Source organism: Meridianimarinicoccus roseus (assembly GCF_003172915.1).
GTDB classification, from domain to species: domain Bacteria; phylum Pseudomonadota; class Alphaproteobacteria; order Rhodobacterales; family Rhodobacteraceae; genus Meridianimarinicoccus; species Meridianimarinicoccus roseus.
The window spans coordinates 53255-69736 of record NZ_QGKU01000016.1 but is presented as its reverse complement, the minus strand read 5'-3'; the positions used below and the strand labels follow the sequence as shown (position 1 = coordinate 69736).

The window sequence follows — 16482 nt, the reverse complement described above, 5'->3', positions numbered from 1 at the left end:
CGCGTCCTCAGAATTCGACGACGGCGCGGATGGATTTGCCTTCGTGCATCAGGTCGAACCCGTGGTTGATCTCGTCGAGGGTCAGCTTGTGGGTGATCATCGGGTCGATCTCGATCTTGCCGTCCATGTACCAGTCCACGATCCTCGGCACGTCGGTGCGCCCGCGCGCCCCGCCGAAGGCCGTGCCCTTCCACACACGCCCCGTCACCAGCTGGAACGGCCGCGTCGCGATCTCGGCACCCGCAGGCGCCACCCCGATGATGATGCTCTCGCCCCAGCCCTTGTGCGCGCATTCCAGCGCCGTGCGCATCACGCCCACATTGCCCGTCGCGTCGAACGTGTAGTCCGCCCCGCCCCCGGTCAGCGCCACAAGATGCGCCACCAGGTCGCCGTCGACCTTCGACGGGTTCACGAAATCGGTCATCCCGAAGCGCCGCGCCATCTCGGCCTTGTCGTCGTTCAGGTCCACGCCCACGATCTGGTCCGCGCCCGCAAGCCGCAGCCCCTGGATCACGTTCAGACCGATCCCGCCAAGCCCGAACACCACGCCCCGGCAGCCGATCTCGGCCTTGGCGGTGTTGATCACCGCGCCGATCCCCGTCGTCACGCCGCAGCCGATGTAGCACACCTTGTCGAACGGCGCGTCCGGGCGGATCTTCGCCAGCGCGATCTCAGGCACGACCGTGTGGTTGGCGAAGGTCGAGCAGCCCATGTAGTGGTGGATCGGCGTGCCGTCGAGCATCGAGAACCGCGTCGTGCCATCCGGCAGAAGACCCTGGCCCTGCGTCGCGCGCACCTTCTGGCACAGGTTCGTCTTCGGGTTCAGGCAGTACTCGCATTCGCGGCACTCCGGCGTGTAGAGCGGGATCACGTGGTCCCCCACCGCAAGGCTCGTCACGCCGGGGCCGACCTCCACGACAACGCCCGCGCCCTCGTGACCCAGGATCGCCGGAAAGATCCCCTCGGGGTCCGCGCCCGAACGCGTGAACTCGTCCGTGTGGCAAAGACCCGTGGCCTTCACCTCCACAAGAACCTCCCCGGCCCGCGGGCCGTCAAGCTCCACGTCCATGATTTCAAGCGGCTTGCCTGCCTCAACGGCAACAGCGGCGCGTGTTCGCATGTCTGTCTTCCTTCCCTGGTACGGCCCGGTCTCTTTGTCGGCGGGTCCGCGTCCCTCTGCGAGAAGTATGGTCGGCGACAGTATACCGAACAATGCAGACTATGGTGGGCATCGGGGGCGATGGACAGGTCAGGTGCTCTGTTGCAGGATACAGTCGGGGGAGGAGACCGCACCATGACGCCCAAGACTTCCGGCACCATTGCGCTGGCGCTGGCCGCGCTGTGCCTTGCAGGCCCCGTTGCCGGGGCGGACTATTCCGATCCGACCTGGCCTTGCGTGCAGCGCAAGGTGGAACGGCTATCAGTCGGGCTCATGTGGCCCTACCCGGTGCCCGAAACCATGCCGGACACGGTACCGCAGTCCGCACGCGACGATATCGCCGCGCTTGGCGCGAAGTTGGCGGTGCGCCGAATCGCGCCGCAGGACCTGGCGCCGGACATTGCCTCCTTCGCTGCCGCGCATGGCGGCGACCCGGCTCTGCTCGGTCTGGTCTTCGCAGACGTGTTTGACAGCCTGTCGCGGCGCCGGGCGCGGATCATTGGCGGCATCGGGGATTTCTCGTTGAGCCAGATCGCATTGGCCGAGAAGATCGAAGAAGCCCGTGGCGAGATGACCGCAGAGCTGAAAGCCGACGCGCCCGATTTCGACCGGATAGACGCGCTGGAAGAACAGCTCGACTGGGATCAGCTGATCTATTCCGACCGCCAGAAATCTATCACCTACCTGTGCGAGACCCCAACCCTGTTGGAACGGCGGCTGTTCGAAATCGCCCGGATGCTCCAGGCCGAAGTCGACGAAGGCTGACCGTCATTCCCATTCCAGTTCTGTGAAGGCGACGGTAGCGTTGCGCGGGTTATAGGCGTCGAACAGCTCCCAACGATCCGCTTCCGACGCGGCGATGCGCGGCACCGCATCCGACAGGCGCAGCCCGGCGGCGATCGCTGAACGTGTGTCGCGAGCCAATGTATCGAGGTAGCGTCGCAACGGGGCCGCACCATCCGGCCAAGGCAGCGCCGTCGCCCCGTGACCGGGCACGACGCGCAGAATCTCACCCCCGGCTTCGCGCTGCAGCCGGTCCAGCACAGCCAGCCAGCCGCGCACACTGCCGTCCAGCGCGGGAGTATGCCGGTCGAACAGAAGATCCCCGGCGAAAAGCGTTCCCGTGGCACTGTCAAACACGGTCAGATCCGTGCCCGTATGCGCCAGCGGCCACGCGCGCAGGTGCAGCCGCCGCCCGCCAAGGTCGATCTCGGCCGCGTCTTCCACCGCCAGCACGACCTGCGGCGGTTCGGTGCCCAGAAGAGCGACCGGCCCGATCAGCCGCGCGAGGCTTTCAAGGTAATTGCCCTGCCGGTCCGCCAGCGCGCGCGTCAGCCCGGCATGGGCCACGCTCGCCGCGCCCGCGACCTCCAGCACCGAAGCGCCGAAAACGTGGTCGGGATGCATGTGGGTCAGAATGACATGGGTGACGGGCTTGTCCGTCCGCTGGCGGATTGCGCGCCAAAGCGCCTCGCCCATCCAGGCGGCACTCCCGGTGTCGATCACGGCGACCTGCCGTGCCCCGATCACGAAGCCAAGATTGGCGACATCCCCGCGATTGTCCCGGTCCGGTTCGGCAACCAGCCCGGCATGGACGAAGACGCCCTCGGCGATCTCCTCCACCGCCAACGCGTCGCCGACCGGGCGGCAGTCTGGCGTGCCCCCCGCCATCGCCGCGCGGTCGGGCGGAGCCGCGCGCAACGCAGCGGTGCAGCCTGCCTCGGTTGGCGCCTCGTATCCCGGAAGCAGCAGGTCCCGGCACGGGGGCGGGCCCCCGTTGGCGGGTGCATCGGCTGCCCCCGCGGCACCAAGACAGAGTGTCAGGACGGCTTCGAACATGGTAGCAGGCCCCTTCCGGCATAGACCGCGCGAAAACGTGAGCGCACAGACTTATCTCCGTGTATAATAAATGGGCAAATTGTGGCATCGTCTATCCGATATGTGCGGGAGGACCACCGATGACGCAGCCATTCATAAAATTGACTCTGCTTGCCGCCCTTTTGGCGGGCGCCGCCCATGCGGCCGACCCGGTGCCTAACCCGCTTACCGACAGCCCGACTTGGGACACGCTGAGGGTAGATGTGGTGGGCGATGCCCCGATCGGAGACGCCTCTGCGATCCTGACAATAGACGCGCCCTATCGCGCCAACGACGCCGCCACCGTACCGGTGCACCTGACGCAATCCGACCCGTCGGTGCGCATCAGCGGGGCGACCATCGTCATCGACGAGAACCCGGCGCCGGTCGCAGCCGTGCTGGGCTTTTCCGACGCGATGTCACCGCTGGATTTCGAACTGCGAGTGCGGGTCAACCAGTATTCCAACGTACGCGTCATCGCCGACACCCCTGAAGGCCCGGCGATGACCGGCCGCTTCGTGAAGGCATCGGGCGGGTGTTCCGCCCCAGCCTCACGCGATCCAGAGGTCGCGTTGCAAGGCATGGGAATGATGAAGTTGCGCAGCTTCACACCCGAAGCCCAGATGTCCACCGCGCGCCGCGAGGCACAGATCATGGTGAGGCATCCGAACTATTCGGGATTGCAGCGCGACCAGATCACCCAACTGTTCATTCCGGCGCATTTCATCGACCACATGGAAGTGTGGCAAGGCGACGAGTTGCTGTTCACGATGGATGGCGGGATTTCGATCTCGGAGAATCCGGTTTTCCGGTTCAGCTATGCCGACAACGGTGCCCCTGCCCTGACGGTGCGCGCCACCGACACCGAGGGCAACAGCTTCGTGCAGGAGTTGCGCAAGGCGGCCGAGGGCTAGGCCGCAGCCGCCGCGCCGGTCAGTGGCTCATCAGAACGGGTAGCCGCGCGCGCAGGGCGATGTCATGCGTGACGCCGCCGATCAACCCCTCGCGCAGGGGCGAGTGTTCGTAGGCGCCCATTACCAGCAAGCTGGCCCCTGTCTTTTCGCAATGGTCCACCAGAGTGTCGGCAATGGGGCGACGTTCGCGGGGCAGTTCCGTAAGGGTCACGTTCACGTCGTGACGGTCGAGAACCATCTGCACATCGATCCCCGGCAGCGAGTCCGCCAGCGGCGAGCGGCCCACCGACACGATGTCCACCTCGGTTTCGGTTTCGAGGATCTGCATGGCGTCCGCCAGCGCTCGCGCCGCCGCACGCCCACCATCCCAGGCCACAACGGCGCGCCCGTTGAACACGCTGCCCGTATAGTTGGCCGGAAAGGTCAGCACGGGTCGGCCGCTGTCGAAGGCCACGCGATCCGGGTGGATCTCGATATGCGAGAGGTTGTAGTCCTCGCTCGTCTCGTACATCCCGAGCACCGTCAGGTCGAACAGCCGCGCATAGCGCGCAACGGTGCGCTGCACCGACCCGCCGCTGTCGATCCAGTGGAGTTTTGCGTCCGGCACGTCGGCGCAGACCTTGTGGAACTTCTCGCGGATCTCAGACGTGGGACTGTCCGCCGCCTCGACGATCGCTTCATGCACCTTGCGGGGCATCCACGTCCGCTTCATCTGCCGGGACAGCAGCGGGTTGCCATGTGCGAACAGCCCGGTCAGATGCGCATCGAAATACTTCTGCATCAGCACCGCGCCGGTCAGGGCCGCGTCCGATCCCGGCATGCCGTTATAGGCGACGAGGATGTTCTTGATACTCATGGGTCCGCCCCTGCCCTTCAGCCGTCGTATAGACCGGCGCTGCGCGCGCGCAGCTTGGTCAGCGCCAGCACAGTGTCGATGGTGGGTGTGGGCGTGTCCGTGACCCGGCCCAGTTCCTGAACCGACCCGACCAGCGCGTCGATCTCCATCGGGCGGCCCTGGTCGAGATCCTGAAGCATGGAGGTCCGGTGAGCACCGACCGCGGCGCCGCCGTCGATCCGCTTGTCCACGTCAATGGGAAACTTGACGCCCAGCTTTTCGGCGATCTGCTGCGCCTCCAGCATCATGTTGCGCGCGACGGCGCGGGTGCCGTCATCGGTGCACAGCACATCAAGCGTCGCATGGGTCAGCGCCGAGATCGGGTTGAACGACAGGTTCCCCCAAAGCTTGACCCAGATTTCGTCCCGAAGGCGCGGCCGCACCGGCGCCTTCAGACCCGCTGCGCTCAGAGCTTGTGACAGCGCCGTGGCGCGCTGCGACTTGCTGCCATCGGGTTCACCCAGACTGAAGCGGTTGCCCTCTATGTGCCGGATTGTGCCGGGTTCGGACACTTCCGCCGCAGGATAGACCACACAGCCCAGCACGCGGTCCGGGCCGAACCCGTCCCATTGCGCATTGCCCGGATCGACTGTCGCAAGCCGGGTGCCTTCCAGATCGGCGCCGATCTTGTGGAAGTACCACCAAGGCACGCCGTTCACGCCGCTGACGACGGTCGTGCCATCGCCGATCAGCGGTTGCATCTTGGCTACCACCGGCGGCACCGAATGGGCCTTAAGCGTGACAATGACGTAGTCCTGCGGGCCGAGATCGGCGGGATTATCACTTGCCGTGACCTGCACCGTCTGCGGTGCGCCGTCCTCCTCGATCAGGGTCAGACCCTTTTCCTTCATGGCCGCCAGATGCGGACCGCGCGCAACAAGGCTGACCTCGGCCCCGGCTTGCGCCAGTTTCACGCCCATGTAGCCGCCGATGGCCCCGGCGCCGAAAACGCAGATCTTCACCGATCAGACCCCTTCCACGAGCCCGAGTTTCTCCGCCAGCCCGATGCGCTGCATCTTGCCGGTCGCGCCCTTGGGGATCTCGTCGAGGATCACGACTTTCCGGGGCACCTTGAAATCAGCCATGCGTTCGGCCGCGAAGGCGCGGATGTCCTTCTCGGTCGCCGCGGAGCCTTCGGTTAGAACGATAGCCGCCGCGACCTCCTCGCCCAGCTTGGAATGCGGGAGCGCGAAGGTGACGACCTGCGCTACTTCCGGATGATCGAGCAGCACGCCGTCCACTTCGAGCGGGCTTATCTTCTCGCCGCCGCGGTTGATGATTTCCTTCAGGCGCCCGGTCAGGTGCAGGTATCCGTCAGCATCGAAAGCGCCCTGGTCGCCGGTGCGGAACCAGCGCGCGCCGTCCGCCTCGAAGAAGCTTTTCGCGTTGGCGTCAGGGTTGGATTCGTAGCCCGGAGTCACGTTCGGACCCGAAATCACGACCTCGCCGGTGCCTTCGATCAGATGGTTTTCCAACTCGTGCGCAATGCGGATCATCGGACCGGCCTCCACACCCACCGCACCGGGTTTCTGGACACGGGGCGGCAATGGGTTGCACGCCATCTGGTGCGCGGCCTCGGTCATGCCGTAGGCTTCTATCACCGGGGCGCCGAAGGTCTGCTGCAACTGAACCATCACCTGCGCGGGCAGCGACGCCGATGACGAGCGCAGGAAGCGCAACTTCGCCGCCGCGATCACGTCGGCATTTCGGCCTGCCCGCGACAGGATCGCCTGATGCATGGTCGGCACGGCTGTGTACCAGGTAGGCGCCGCCTCTTTCATCCAGCCGAAGAACTTCAGCGCGTCGAAGCCCGGTGCGCACCAGATCGACCCGCCGGCCGACAGCGACGCCGCGACGGCGGCGATCAGGCCATGGATGTGAAACAGTGGCATGACGTTCATGCAGCGATCGGCGGGCCGAAGGTCCAGCGACTCACGGATGTGCTGGGCCGACGCGGCCACGTTGGTCTGCGTCAGTGGCACGATCTTGGGCCTAGATGTAGTGCCCGACGTATGCAGGATCAGCGCGATGTCATCGCTGCATGGCGCGCGGGTCTTCCGGGTGGCCTCGCCGTCCGACGACAGAGTGAAGTGACCCGCCGGCGCTCCGTCCGGCACCGAGAGGCGGATGATCCGCATGCCCAGCTTGCTGGCTGCGGCGAAGGCGGGGCCGTCATAGCCGTCCTGCAGCAGCAGCGCCTTCGCCTTCAGGTCTTCCAAGTAGAACGCGTATTCGTCCTCGCGGTAGGCCGGGTTCAGGGGCGCTGTAGTTGCCGCCTGCGCAACGGTGACGAAAGCCGTCGCCATTTCCGGGCCGTTCGGCAGCACGATGGCCACCCGGTCATCCGCATCGATGCCCATGCCGTTCAGGCTGTCCGCGACCTCGTGCGCCAAAGCGCGCAAACCGTCGTAGTTCAACCAGTCACGCCCCGGCGCCCCGATGGCGGGCATATCGCCCGGATGGCCGGAGATCAGCGATGTCAGGGTGGTTTCCATGGAAGACGTCCTCGTTCTTGGTATTCACTGCATATTATTCTGCGGGCGAGGGCTTGCGCCCCAGCCAGCGATTGACGTGCTTTAGCATCGGCAACAGGAAGAAGATTACACTGATGGCGATGAATGTTCCGGACAGCGGACGCTCAATGAACGCCAGCACGTTGCCCTGTTCCGAGATCAGGGTCTGGCGGAAGCTTTTCTCCATCAGTGGGCCGAGCACAAGCGCAAGTACCAGCGGCGCCATCGGATAGTCGGCCTTCCGCAGCAGGTAACCGCCAACGCCGAAACCCAGGATCAGCCAGACATCGTGCATTTTCTGACTTGGCGCGAAGCCGCCCACGATGCAAAGGATGAAGACCAGCGAGCACAGCACTGTAAACGGCATCCGCAACGCCCAGACAAACAGCGGTATCAGCGCGAGGTTCACCAGAACTGCAGCAACGTTCGCCGTATAAAGCGAGGAGATAAGCCCCCAAACGAAGTCCGGCTGTTCGATGAACAACATCGGGCCTGGAACCAGTCCCCACATTACCATGCCGCCCAGCAGCAGCGCCGTGGTCGGCGAACCGGGAATGCCCAGCGTCAGCATCGGCAGAAGTGATCCGGTGGAGGCCGCGTTATTCGACGTCTCAGGTGCGATCACACCCTCGATCGTGCCCTTGCCAAAGCGTTCGGGCGTCTTCGACATCAGCTTGGCGATTCCGTAGGACATAAGCGCGGCGGGCGTCGCACCGGCGGCTGGCAGCATTCCTACGAAGAAGCCCAGAATCGACCCGAAGCTCATGGTCTTCCAGTGCTTGTTCAGTTCCTTCACGCCGTACCACAACTCGCCGAAGGTCAGTTTTGCCGGGGTGACCGAGGGCGCGGATTTTTGCGTCTCGATGGTGTAGAGGATCTCGCCGATGCCATAGACGCCAATAGCGAGAACAAGAAAGCTGATGCCGGAATAGAAGCCCGGCTGGTCGAAGAAGATCAGCCGTGGTTGGCCCGAGATAAGATCGAGCCCAACAGTGGACAGTGCGAGGCCCAGACAGATCATCATGAGCGTCTTGAGCACATCGTCCCCGCCCAGCCCCACGAACGTGGTGAAGGCCAGCAGCACCAGCGCGAATTCCTCGGCCGGGCCGAAGGCAAGAGCCACGTCAGCCAGCGGTGCCGCGAACAGTGTGAACAGCACGACCGAGATCGTTCCACCGACAAAGGACGCGCAGGCAGCCGCGATCAGGGCCAGGCCCGCCTGGCCCTTCTGCGCCATCGGCCGCCCGTCGAAGGTCGTGGCGACGGCGGTTGAAGCGCCGGGGATTCCCAGCAGGATCGAACTGATCGCCCCGCCGTACATTGCGCCGTAATAGATCGCGGCCAGCAGGATGATGGCCGAGGACGGCGGCACGATGAAGGTGATCGGCAGGATGATCGCCACGCCGTTGACCGACCCCAGCCCCGGCATGGCGCCGATGAACAGGCCGACGGTCACACCGATCACGACGATCAGCAGGTTTAGCGAGGTCAGCGAGGTGGCGAACCCGTCCGCCAGATGGGCCATCAGTTCCATGTGCAGGACCCCTCAGAAGAAACGAGCGTAGAGCGGGATGAACAGCGGTTCGGTGAAGCCCTTCGGCAGAAGGATCTTCAGCGTCACCTCGAAGAAGAAGAACAGGAATACCGGGGTGCCGAGCGTCAGCAGCAACGTCAGCGTCCAGCCATGCTTGCCGAACACCTTGAGGTACCACAGCAGGAAAAGGGGCAGCGCGATATAGGCGCCCGCCCAGGGCATCAGCGTGATGGTCACCACGAGCGAGCCGATCACAACCAGCACCGCGCGCAGCGTTTCCTGATCGAAAAAGGTGTCGGGATTGTCGAACTTGATCCGGAAGGAGCGCACGATGATCGCCCCCGCAGTCACGAACATGATCGCCGACAGCCAGAACGGGAAGGCGCCACCGCCAGGTCCGCCGGTCATCCCGTTCCACCCGATGGGCAGGGCGGTGGCGTGCCACATGAAATAGGCAGACAGCACCATCAGGGCTGCTGCGATGACTCGGTCAGCGGTCAGCATGGGTCATGTTCTCTTTGGATGGGAAAAGGGCGCAGGGAAACCCTGCGCGCCTTGGTGCCGATGTCGCAGCGGGTGGGATCAGGAACCTTCGCCCATGGCGCCCAGAAGGTCACCATGCTTGGCACGTTCTTCCAGGAAATAGGCCTGCAGGGCATCACCTGTCAGAAAGTCGGCCATCAGTGCCTTTTCCTGCGTGTAGGTCTTCCATTCCTCGGTCGCGTTAAGCTTCTCGAACATCTCGGTGTAGTAGGCGACCGCCTCGGGCGACATGCCAGACGGTGCCACGAAGGACCGCTGCATCCAGTAGACCAGCTCATGGCCCAGTTCGGTCATGGTTGGAGTGTCGGGAAACACGTCGATGCGGTCCGGGGTGAAGGCTGCGATCGGGCGAAGCTTTCCGGCCTGATAGAACCCAAGCGCCTCGGACGGGTTGTTCACGGAGGAGTCGATGTGTCCACCAACGAGGTTCTTCGCAACGTCCCCGCCCCCTTTGAACGGCACGTAGGTGACTTTGATCCCGAACTCGGTTTCCAGCATCGCGGTTACGAGACTGTCCTCCTGGCCGGTGCCGGTGCCGCCCATCTTCCACGATCCACCCGACGCCTTCACCGCTGCAACGTAGTCATCCAGCGTCTGGATATCGCTATCGGCGTTGACCCAAAGAACGAACGTATCGAGAGCCATGCGCGCCAGCGGTGTGAACTCTTCGATATTGACGCCGATGTCGGTACGCAGCGGGGTGGTATAATAGCTATTCAGCGTCGCCATGATCACGTGGTCATCTCCGGACTTGTCCTTGAGATACCGCAGCGCCTCGGCGCCCGACCCGCCGCCCTTGTTCACGGGCAGGATCGGCATGCTGGACAGGTTTTCCTTCTGGATGATGGACTGGAACAGCCGCGCAAGACGGTCGGCGCCGCCGCCCTGCCCGGCCATAATGACCATCTCGACGGGCTTTTGCGGTTTCCAGTCAGCGGCAGCAAGCGGCGCCGCGGCAAGCAAGACGGCCGAAGCCAAGGCAGCGGATGCAATCCGCCGCGTGATCGCGTAAGTCATGTAGATCTCCTCCCGATGGCAACCGGCCTTGTTGCACGCTCTTTTGTGGCGCGACGGCTGGTTCGTATACAATCTGTACCACCACGCCATAAAATTTCACGGAATATCGTGTTCTCGTGTTATATGTTGCCTTAACAGAAAGCAGTATTGTAAACTTGTAAGTATGGAAAAGATCCTTGTCGGCCCCCAGCTTCGGCAGCTCCGGCTGTCACACGGCCACACACAGGCCGAAATGGCCCGCCAACTCGGCGTCAGTTCGGCCTATGTCAACCTGTTGGAAAACAACCAGCGCAGCCTTTCTGTAAAGGTGTTGCTGGCACTGGGGGATGCCTATGGTGTGGACGCCGGCCAGCTGGTCAAGGAAAACACGACCATGCAACTGGCCGATCTACGCGCCACGGTGCGCGATCCGATCTTCTCGGGCGCGGCGCCGGATCTGACGGAACTGCGCGCCGCACTCGACCACACCCCCAAGCTGGTCGAGTGCTTTCTGCAACTCTACCAGAATCATCATGCGGTGCTGGAAACCATCCGCAAGCTCAGTGCAGGCGATCTTGCAGTGGATATTCAGGCGATCCGTCCGGAAACAGCGATCCACAATTTCTTTCGCGACCACGCGAATCATTTCCCGGCCCTGGAAAGCGCCGCAGAGACCGCGCGCGCCGCAATCGGCGGACCGGCGGAGGACCTGTTCGCCAGCCTCAAGCGGCACCTGAAGGACTCCTTCGCGATCGACGTGGCGGTCGTTCGCCTGGAACAGATGGACCAGACCCTTCGGCTGTTCGAACAGGACAGGGGCCGCGTTTCGCTGTCCGAGGTGCTGGATCCGATCAACAGGAACTTTCAGCTCGCCCACGTGCTGGCGCTGGTCAGTTGCAGCAGCCTTCTGGACGAGCTTGTGGCCGACAGCGGCATAGTGTCGGAAACCGGCCAGCAGCGCTGCCGCGTGGAACTGGCGAACTACTTCGCCGCCGCCGTGCTGATGCCCTACGACCAGATCTTCCAGATGGCGGAGGCCACGCAATACGACATCGACCGGATCGCCACCCATTTCGGAGTGTCCTTCGAACAGGTCAGCCACCGCCTGACGACATTGCAACGCAAGGGGGCCCAAGGCGTGCCGTTCTTCTTCCTGCGCACCGACCAGGCGGGCAACGTGACAAAGCGGTTCAACGCAACGCCCTTCACTTTGGCCGAACAGGGCGGATCATGCCCGGTCTGGAACATCCACGGCGCCTTTTCGGCCCCCGACGTGATCATTCCGCAATTTGTGGAAATGCCGGATGCCGGGCAATTCTTCACCGTCAGCCGCACCACGAACCGCCCGGTAATCAGCCGACATGCACAGGGGCGACGACTCGTGGTGACGCTCGGATGCGAACGCACGCATGTGCGTCGGATCGGGTATGCTGCGCCTTTCAACCTCGATGACAAGTCGTCAGTCGCGCAGATCGGCACGAACTGCCATGTATGCCCACGCAGGCATTGTGCGCAGCGGGCAGCCGAACCGCTTCACGTGACCCTGCCCGTAGATGCGAACCGTCGCGGCTCAACCCGCTACCAGAGCTGACACTCGTCAGAAGCAGATCACCTCGGCTTCAGCCTGCGCGCGGCGCAGGTCGGCGACGAGCGTTTCGGCGGCGACCGAGTTGTTGAACACCGCCATCCGTTCCCCACCCACGCGGCGCATGGACAGCACCGTTTCAGCCTCCAGATACTTCTCATAGGGCAGGATCGACGCGATCTCGTCGATGGAGCAGGCGCATTGTTCCAGTACGAGGCGGCTGCGTCCGTTCGTGGCCATGCAGCCGAATACGTAATCAGCCCGCGCCGCGGTGGGATAGTCGTTGAAACGTTGGGCGATATTCTGCGCTCCCGCCGCAAGCGGGCAGACCAGCAGTATGAATGCAGCCAGACGGATCCGCTGCCGCATCATTGCCCGCCACCCGCGCGAAGCGCGTCAAAGGTGATCACCGAATGATAGACCGGCCCTTCGCCTCCGGCCTCGGCAGGCACATCGGCCACGAGTTGCATGTACCAGCCCGGCACGGCCTCCGACATGGTGACCTCAAGTTCCAGCGCGCCGAAGCCCTGCATCCGATCCGCGTTCGGATCGTCCCGGAATGGATAGAGCCGGATCGTGCGGGTCGGCACGGTTTCGCCGTCGATCACCACCTCGCCCTCGATCACCTCGGACGGCTGGACCAGCGCTTCCTTAACCCGGTTGCGGATATAGAACGGGCTGCCGCCCGCGGATTCGGCCATGTCGCGGATCACGCTTTCATAGAACATCATGATCATCGGGTTGCCGACGCTGGCCGGAAATTTGCCCATCCCGCGATGGCGGCCATCCTGGCGGAATTCCAGCCGCGCGATCCCCTCTTCCGTATCGGAAAACAGCAGCGCAATTTCCCCGGTATCCCGGTCGGCCGCCTCTGGCTTTAGGCTGTTGCGGACCTCGCGGGTATAGACGAGCGCCTTGTCGCGCCCGATTTCGTCGAGTGTGCCGCTGCGGAACAGCAGGTCATATGTCTGCTGGCCTTCCAGGGTCACCGCCCCCAGCGGACCCGCGGCGCACAGCGCTGCGACCAGCATCAATCGTCTGAGCATGTCGTGTCTCCTCCCTCACTCACCCGAGACTAGAGGTCGCAACGGGCGTGTCATTGCCGACTTTCGGCTCGGCCTCCTCGCCCTTGACCTTCCATTCGATCAGCGGGCGCAAACGGCGCAACTGCACCGGCTTGGTCATGACCGTAAAATCCATCCGTTGTGCAGCCCGGCGCAAACGTTCGCTGCGGTCCGCGGTGATCATGATGGCGGGCACCGCTGTGCCGGTCGCCGCGCGGATCGCCGCGATGGCCCGCAGGCCGGTGTCCTCGCCGTCCAGCTGGTAATCGACCAGCATGATGTCAGGCGGAATCCCCATGTCCCGCACAAAGGTCAGCGCCTCTTCGGTGGAACTGGCTGGCAGCACACTCGCCCCCCAGGCCTGCAATGTCTGCGTTGTGGCGAAAAGCACGTCATCGTCGTTCTCGACCACCAGCGCAATGTGATCGAGCGGCATGCCCCCACCGGCCTGGACCGGGTCCGCAACGGCAGATGTCGCTTCCACGTCTGCGACCATGTCCATCTCGATCGAGAAGACCGACCCAACCCCCAGTTCAGACGTCATCCACAGCCGATGCCCGAGGTGACGGCAGGTACGTTCCACGATCGAAAGGCCCAGCCCGACCCCCGGCGCGGCGCCGACATTGGCGGCACGGGCAAATTCCTCGAAGATGCGCGACTGGTCCGGTTCGGCGATGCCGATGCCCGTGTCCCAGACCTGAAGCTCCACACGCCCGCCGCGGCGGCGACAGCCGATCAGCACCGATCCGCCGCGCGGCGTGTACTGGATCGCGTTCACCACGAGGTTCTGGACCGACCGCAGCAGATAGACCGGATCGGACCGCACATGGCAGCGGCACGGCACCATCCGCAAGCGCACCCCCTTCTGTTCCGCCAGCGGGGTCTGATCCTCGAACACGCCCTGCAGGATGTTATCCAGCGACAGGTTGCTTGGAACCACGGTATCGCGTTCTGTGCTGTCCAACCGCGAGATATCCAGCAGCGCGTGCAGCAGGTTCTCGATCGAAGTGAAGGCCCCCTTCAGCCGGTCGGCCAGCGGCGCGTGGGGCGTGCGCGCGGTGTTCTGCTGCAGCGTGGAGATCAGCAGCTTGGCTGCGTTGATCGGCTGAAGGAGGTCATGACTCGCCGCCGCAAGGAACCGGGTCTTGGACGACACGGCCGCCTCGGCCCGTTCCTTTGCAAGGCGCAACTCCTCCTCCACGCGGGCCTTCTGTTCGTATTGCTCGGTCAGGCGCTGGTTGGTGCGCGTCAACTCTGCCGTGCGTTCCTGCACGCTTTTCTCCAGCGTTTGGGTAGCGCGGGTTTCAAGCGTCACATCCTTGATCTCGACCAAGAAGCCGCCATCGGGCAGCAGGTTCGCTTGCATGTCGAAAACCCGGTCCAGCCCGCTCCTCACCCGGCTGTGAAACCTCCCCAGCCGGTTGAGCCGTTCCTGCCAGCTGTCCACCTGCATCAGCGAATCGTCTGCGATCAGCCCGCGTCCGGCCATGTAGTCCAACAGGTGCTTGAGCGTCATGCCTTTCTGAACGGCGACATAGGGCAGGCCCAGCAACTGGCGGAACTGCACGTTGTGCATCATGACCTCGCCACTTGCCGAGAAGGTGCACACGCCCGAGGTCATGTTCTCGAACACCGCCTGAAGGTAATCGGCCTGGAGGTCGATCAGGTGCTCGCGTTCCGACCGGTTCTGGCGCACGATCGCGCTGATCTCGGTCAGCAGCAGCACGAGGTTGTCCAGCGAAGTGCGCTGCGCCGACACCTGGTACCAGCGGTCCTCGGTCAGCTCGATTACCAGGGACAGGTCCGGCCCAGCCAGCCCCTGCCCTCCGATCGGCCGGTCGGTGGACTGCACGCAGCCGCTTTGCGCCATCAGGTTGAAGTAGCCCGGCAGCGACAAGCCCGGCTGCACCCGGTCCGCCACGTCAGGCAGCAGGTTGCGGAACAGCGCATTGCAGATGTCCAGCTTGCCCTCGATGAACAATGCGAAGCCCTCACCCATCGCGGACAGTGCCTCGTCCAGGTTTTTGCGGGTGCGTTCGCGTTCGTAGCGAACGCTCTCAAGCTCGGTTTCGGCGCGTTTCAGGTCACGGTTCTTGGCCGCGACCTGCGCCTGCAGCTCGATAGCGGACTGGAAGGCGCTGTAGGCCGTCTGCCCGACCTCATTCTGGCGGGTGGCGCGCCGGACAAGCGCGTCGATGATCTTGGACTGCCGCGCGATCTGCTGGTGCTGTGGTTCGCTCGGGTCGATCATGTCCACCGGATCCTTTGCGCGCCGCGGTCGAAGAAAGCGATCCCCACGAAGGTCTGGTTCATATGCAGGCCGCGATGCTGTTCACCATAGGTGTTGAACCCGAGGACGCGGCGGCGGCGAAACACGTCGGACACCTGGCCTACCAGGCGCTTCTGTTCGAATTCCAGCTTCCGCAGCACGCAGTCGAACGCCAAGATGAAATCGGGCGAGCGCCCCTGCGGGTCACGGACGTCGAGCTCCGCCTCCAGCGTCTCGATCACTTCCTTGCCGCGCCCCAGCACCATCACGAGCCCGTCGTCGATGGCGGCGAGAAACGACAACGACATGTCGGGACGCACGTCCGCGACCGCCCGGACGTAGTGCTTGGCCCCGTGACACACCAGCATTGGGTTCTCGGCGAAGACCTCGGGTGACAGGTCCTCCACCACGCAGCCGACCAGCCGGGCGTATTCCTGTGCAGCCGGCGCGCCGTTGATCTCGTGCACCAGCCGTTCCTCGGGATTGGCTTCGGTAATGACCAGTTGCTTCCCCGTCGGCAGAAAATGGTCGAAGCTCAGGCCCTGAAAATGAAGATCGGTTTCGATCAGCAGCAGCAGCGCCGCGTTGGCGTGGAACCGGCCTTGGTGCAGCACGAAGGTTTCCTTGAAGCACAATCCGTCCCCGGCAGACCCACCGAACACCGGTACATGCTCCAACGCCGATTCCAGTACCGCAGCCAGCAGGTCCTCCTGCTTGGACAGCCCGTCGGCGAAGACCAGTGCGAGCCTGTTCCAGCCCGGCGTATGGGTGAACTGGGTGTTCTGCCGGTCCGCCGTTTCGACAATCTTGGTAATCGAGATCGGCTTGAGCGGCGCGAACAGCGCCGAGGCGCAGTGAAAATTCTCCTTGCGGAAGCCAATCAGCAGCAACGCATCGGTCTGGTAGCCGTCGGTGCCGATCTGCCCCGCCGTTGTGCAGCCGAATACGGGCACGCCGTCCACCAACTCGTCAAGCGCGGCCGCCAGCGCGTCGCGGTCCAGCCCTTCGGGCACAAGCGCCAGCACGAAGCGCGTTGCGGCAAGGTTCAGCGCGCAACTTGCCTCAAGAACGGCGCGGCGCGCGTCGGTCGCGAAGGACTGGCCGACCGTCACGAAGGTCGGGCGCGGGGGGTCGATGTCTGTGTCGCGCATCG

Annotated in this window: 15 protein-coding genes; 3 read left to right on the top strand and 12 right to left on the bottom strand. The window is 64.1% G+C overall.

What is annotated here, in order from left to right; translation table 11 throughout:
- Positions 1-7: 7 nt before the first annotated feature.
- Positions 8-1120, bottom strand: a complete 1113-nt coding sequence (locus DKT77_RS04780) for an S-(hydroxymethyl)glutathione dehydrogenase/class III alcohol dehydrogenase (RefSeq protein WP_109810121.1) — start codon at positions 1118-1120, stop codon at positions 8-10.
- 174 nt (positions 1121-1294) lie between these two features.
- Between DKT77_RS04780 and DKT77_RS04775 the strand changes: the two genes are divergently transcribed.
- Positions 1295-1924 carry a hypothetical protein gene (locus tag DKT77_RS04775; RefSeq protein WP_109810596.1) on the top strand — a complete coding sequence of 210 codons (630 nt, stop codon included), beginning with the start codon at positions 1295-1297 and terminating at the stop codon, positions 1922-1924.
- A gap of 3 nt (positions 1925-1927) precedes the next feature.
- Here the strand turns inward: DKT77_RS04775 and DKT77_RS04770 are convergent, their stop codons facing one another.
- Positions 1928-2998 carry a quinoprotein relay system zinc metallohydrolase 2 gene (locus DKT77_RS04770; protein ID WP_109810595.1) on the bottom strand — a complete coding sequence of 357 codons (1071 nt, stop codon included), beginning with the start codon at positions 2996-2998 and terminating at the stop codon, positions 1928-1930.
- Between the two features lie 119 nt (positions 2999-3117).
- On the opposite strand from DKT77_RS04770, the gene DKT77_RS04765 reads away from it, so the two are divergent.
- Entirely contained in the window at positions 3118-3930 is an 813-nt protein-coding gene (locus DKT77_RS04765; RefSeq protein ID WP_109810594.1) for a quinoprotein dehydrogenase-associated SoxYZ-like carrier, read from the top strand.
- Positions 3931-3949: 19 nt separating this feature from the next.
- On the opposite strand, the gene DKT77_RS04760 is transcribed toward DKT77_RS04765, so the two are convergent.
- From DKT77_RS04760 to DKT77_RS04735, 6 genes are all read right to left on the bottom strand, one after another.
- Positions 3950-4786 carry a universal stress protein gene (locus tag DKT77_RS04760; protein ID WP_109810593.1) on the bottom strand — a complete coding sequence of 279 codons (837 nt, stop codon included), beginning with the start codon at positions 4784-4786 and terminating at the stop codon, positions 3950-3952.
- 17 nt (positions 4787-4803) lie between these two features.
- Positions 4804-5787, bottom strand: coding sequence for a 2-dehydropantoate 2-reductase (locus tag DKT77_RS04755; RefSeq protein WP_109810592.1), 984 nt, complete (start codon positions 5785-5787; stop codon positions 4804-4806).
- Positions 5788-5790: 3 nt separating this feature from the next.
- Complete coding sequence (locus DKT77_RS04750) at positions 5791-7320, bottom strand: acyl--CoA ligase (RefSeq protein ID WP_109810591.1); 1530 nt, start codon at positions 7318-7320, stop codon at positions 5791-5793.
- A 34-nt stretch (positions 7321-7354) separates the two neighbouring features.
- The gene (locus DKT77_RS04745) at positions 7355-8872 is read right to left on the bottom strand and encodes a tripartite tricarboxylate transporter permease (RefSeq protein ID WP_109810590.1); all 1518 of its coding nucleotides are present in this window, start codon (positions 8870-8872) and stop codon (positions 7355-7357) included.
- Positions 8873-8884: 12 nt separating this feature from the next.
- Positions 8885-9376 carry a tripartite tricarboxylate transporter TctB family protein gene (locus tag DKT77_RS04740; RefSeq protein ID WP_109810589.1) on the bottom strand — a complete coding sequence of 164 codons (492 nt, stop codon included), beginning with the start codon at positions 9374-9376 and terminating at the stop codon, positions 8885-8887.
- A gap of 78 nt (positions 9377-9454) precedes the next feature.
- Positions 9455-10432 (bottom strand): tripartite tricarboxylate transporter substrate binding protein, encoded by a 978-nt coding sequence (locus DKT77_RS04735; protein ID WP_109810588.1) that lies wholly within the window; start codon positions 10430-10432, stop codon positions 9455-9457.
- 163 nt (positions 10433-10595) lie between these two features.
- On the opposite strand from DKT77_RS04735, the gene DKT77_RS04730 reads away from it, so the two are divergent.
- Complete coding sequence (locus tag DKT77_RS04730) at positions 10596-12002, top strand: helix-turn-helix domain-containing protein (RefSeq protein WP_109810587.1); 1407 nt, start codon at positions 10596-10598, stop codon at positions 12000-12002.
- 6 nt (positions 12003-12008) lie between these two features.
- Here the strand turns inward: DKT77_RS04730 and DKT77_RS04725 are convergent, their stop codons facing one another.
- The 4 genes from DKT77_RS04725 to DKT77_RS04710 are packed head-to-tail and all read right to left on the bottom strand — an operon-like array spanning position 12009 to position 16480.
- Positions 12009-12365 (bottom strand): hypothetical protein, encoded by a 357-nt coding sequence (locus tag DKT77_RS04725; protein WP_109810600.1) that lies wholly within the window; start codon positions 12363-12365, stop codon positions 12009-12011.
- Complete coding sequence (locus tag DKT77_RS04720) at positions 12365-13042, bottom strand: hypothetical protein (RefSeq protein WP_109810586.1); 678 nt, start codon at positions 13040-13042, stop codon at positions 12365-12367. Before DKT77_RS04720 ends, DKT77_RS04725 begins: the two co-directional genes overlap by 1 nt.
- Before the next feature lie 19 nt (positions 13043-13061).
- Positions 13062-15311, bottom strand: a complete 2250-nt coding sequence (locus DKT77_RS04715) for an ATP-binding response regulator (RefSeq protein WP_109810585.1) — start codon at positions 15309-15311, stop codon at positions 13062-13064.
- A complete protein-coding gene (locus DKT77_RS04710; RefSeq protein WP_109810584.1) occupies positions 15308-16480 on the bottom strand; it encodes an FIST N-terminal domain-containing protein in 1173 nt (390 codons plus the stop codon). Before DKT77_RS04710 ends, DKT77_RS04715 begins: the two co-directional genes overlap by 4 nt.
- Between the last annotated feature and the right edge of the window lie 2 nt (positions 16481-16482).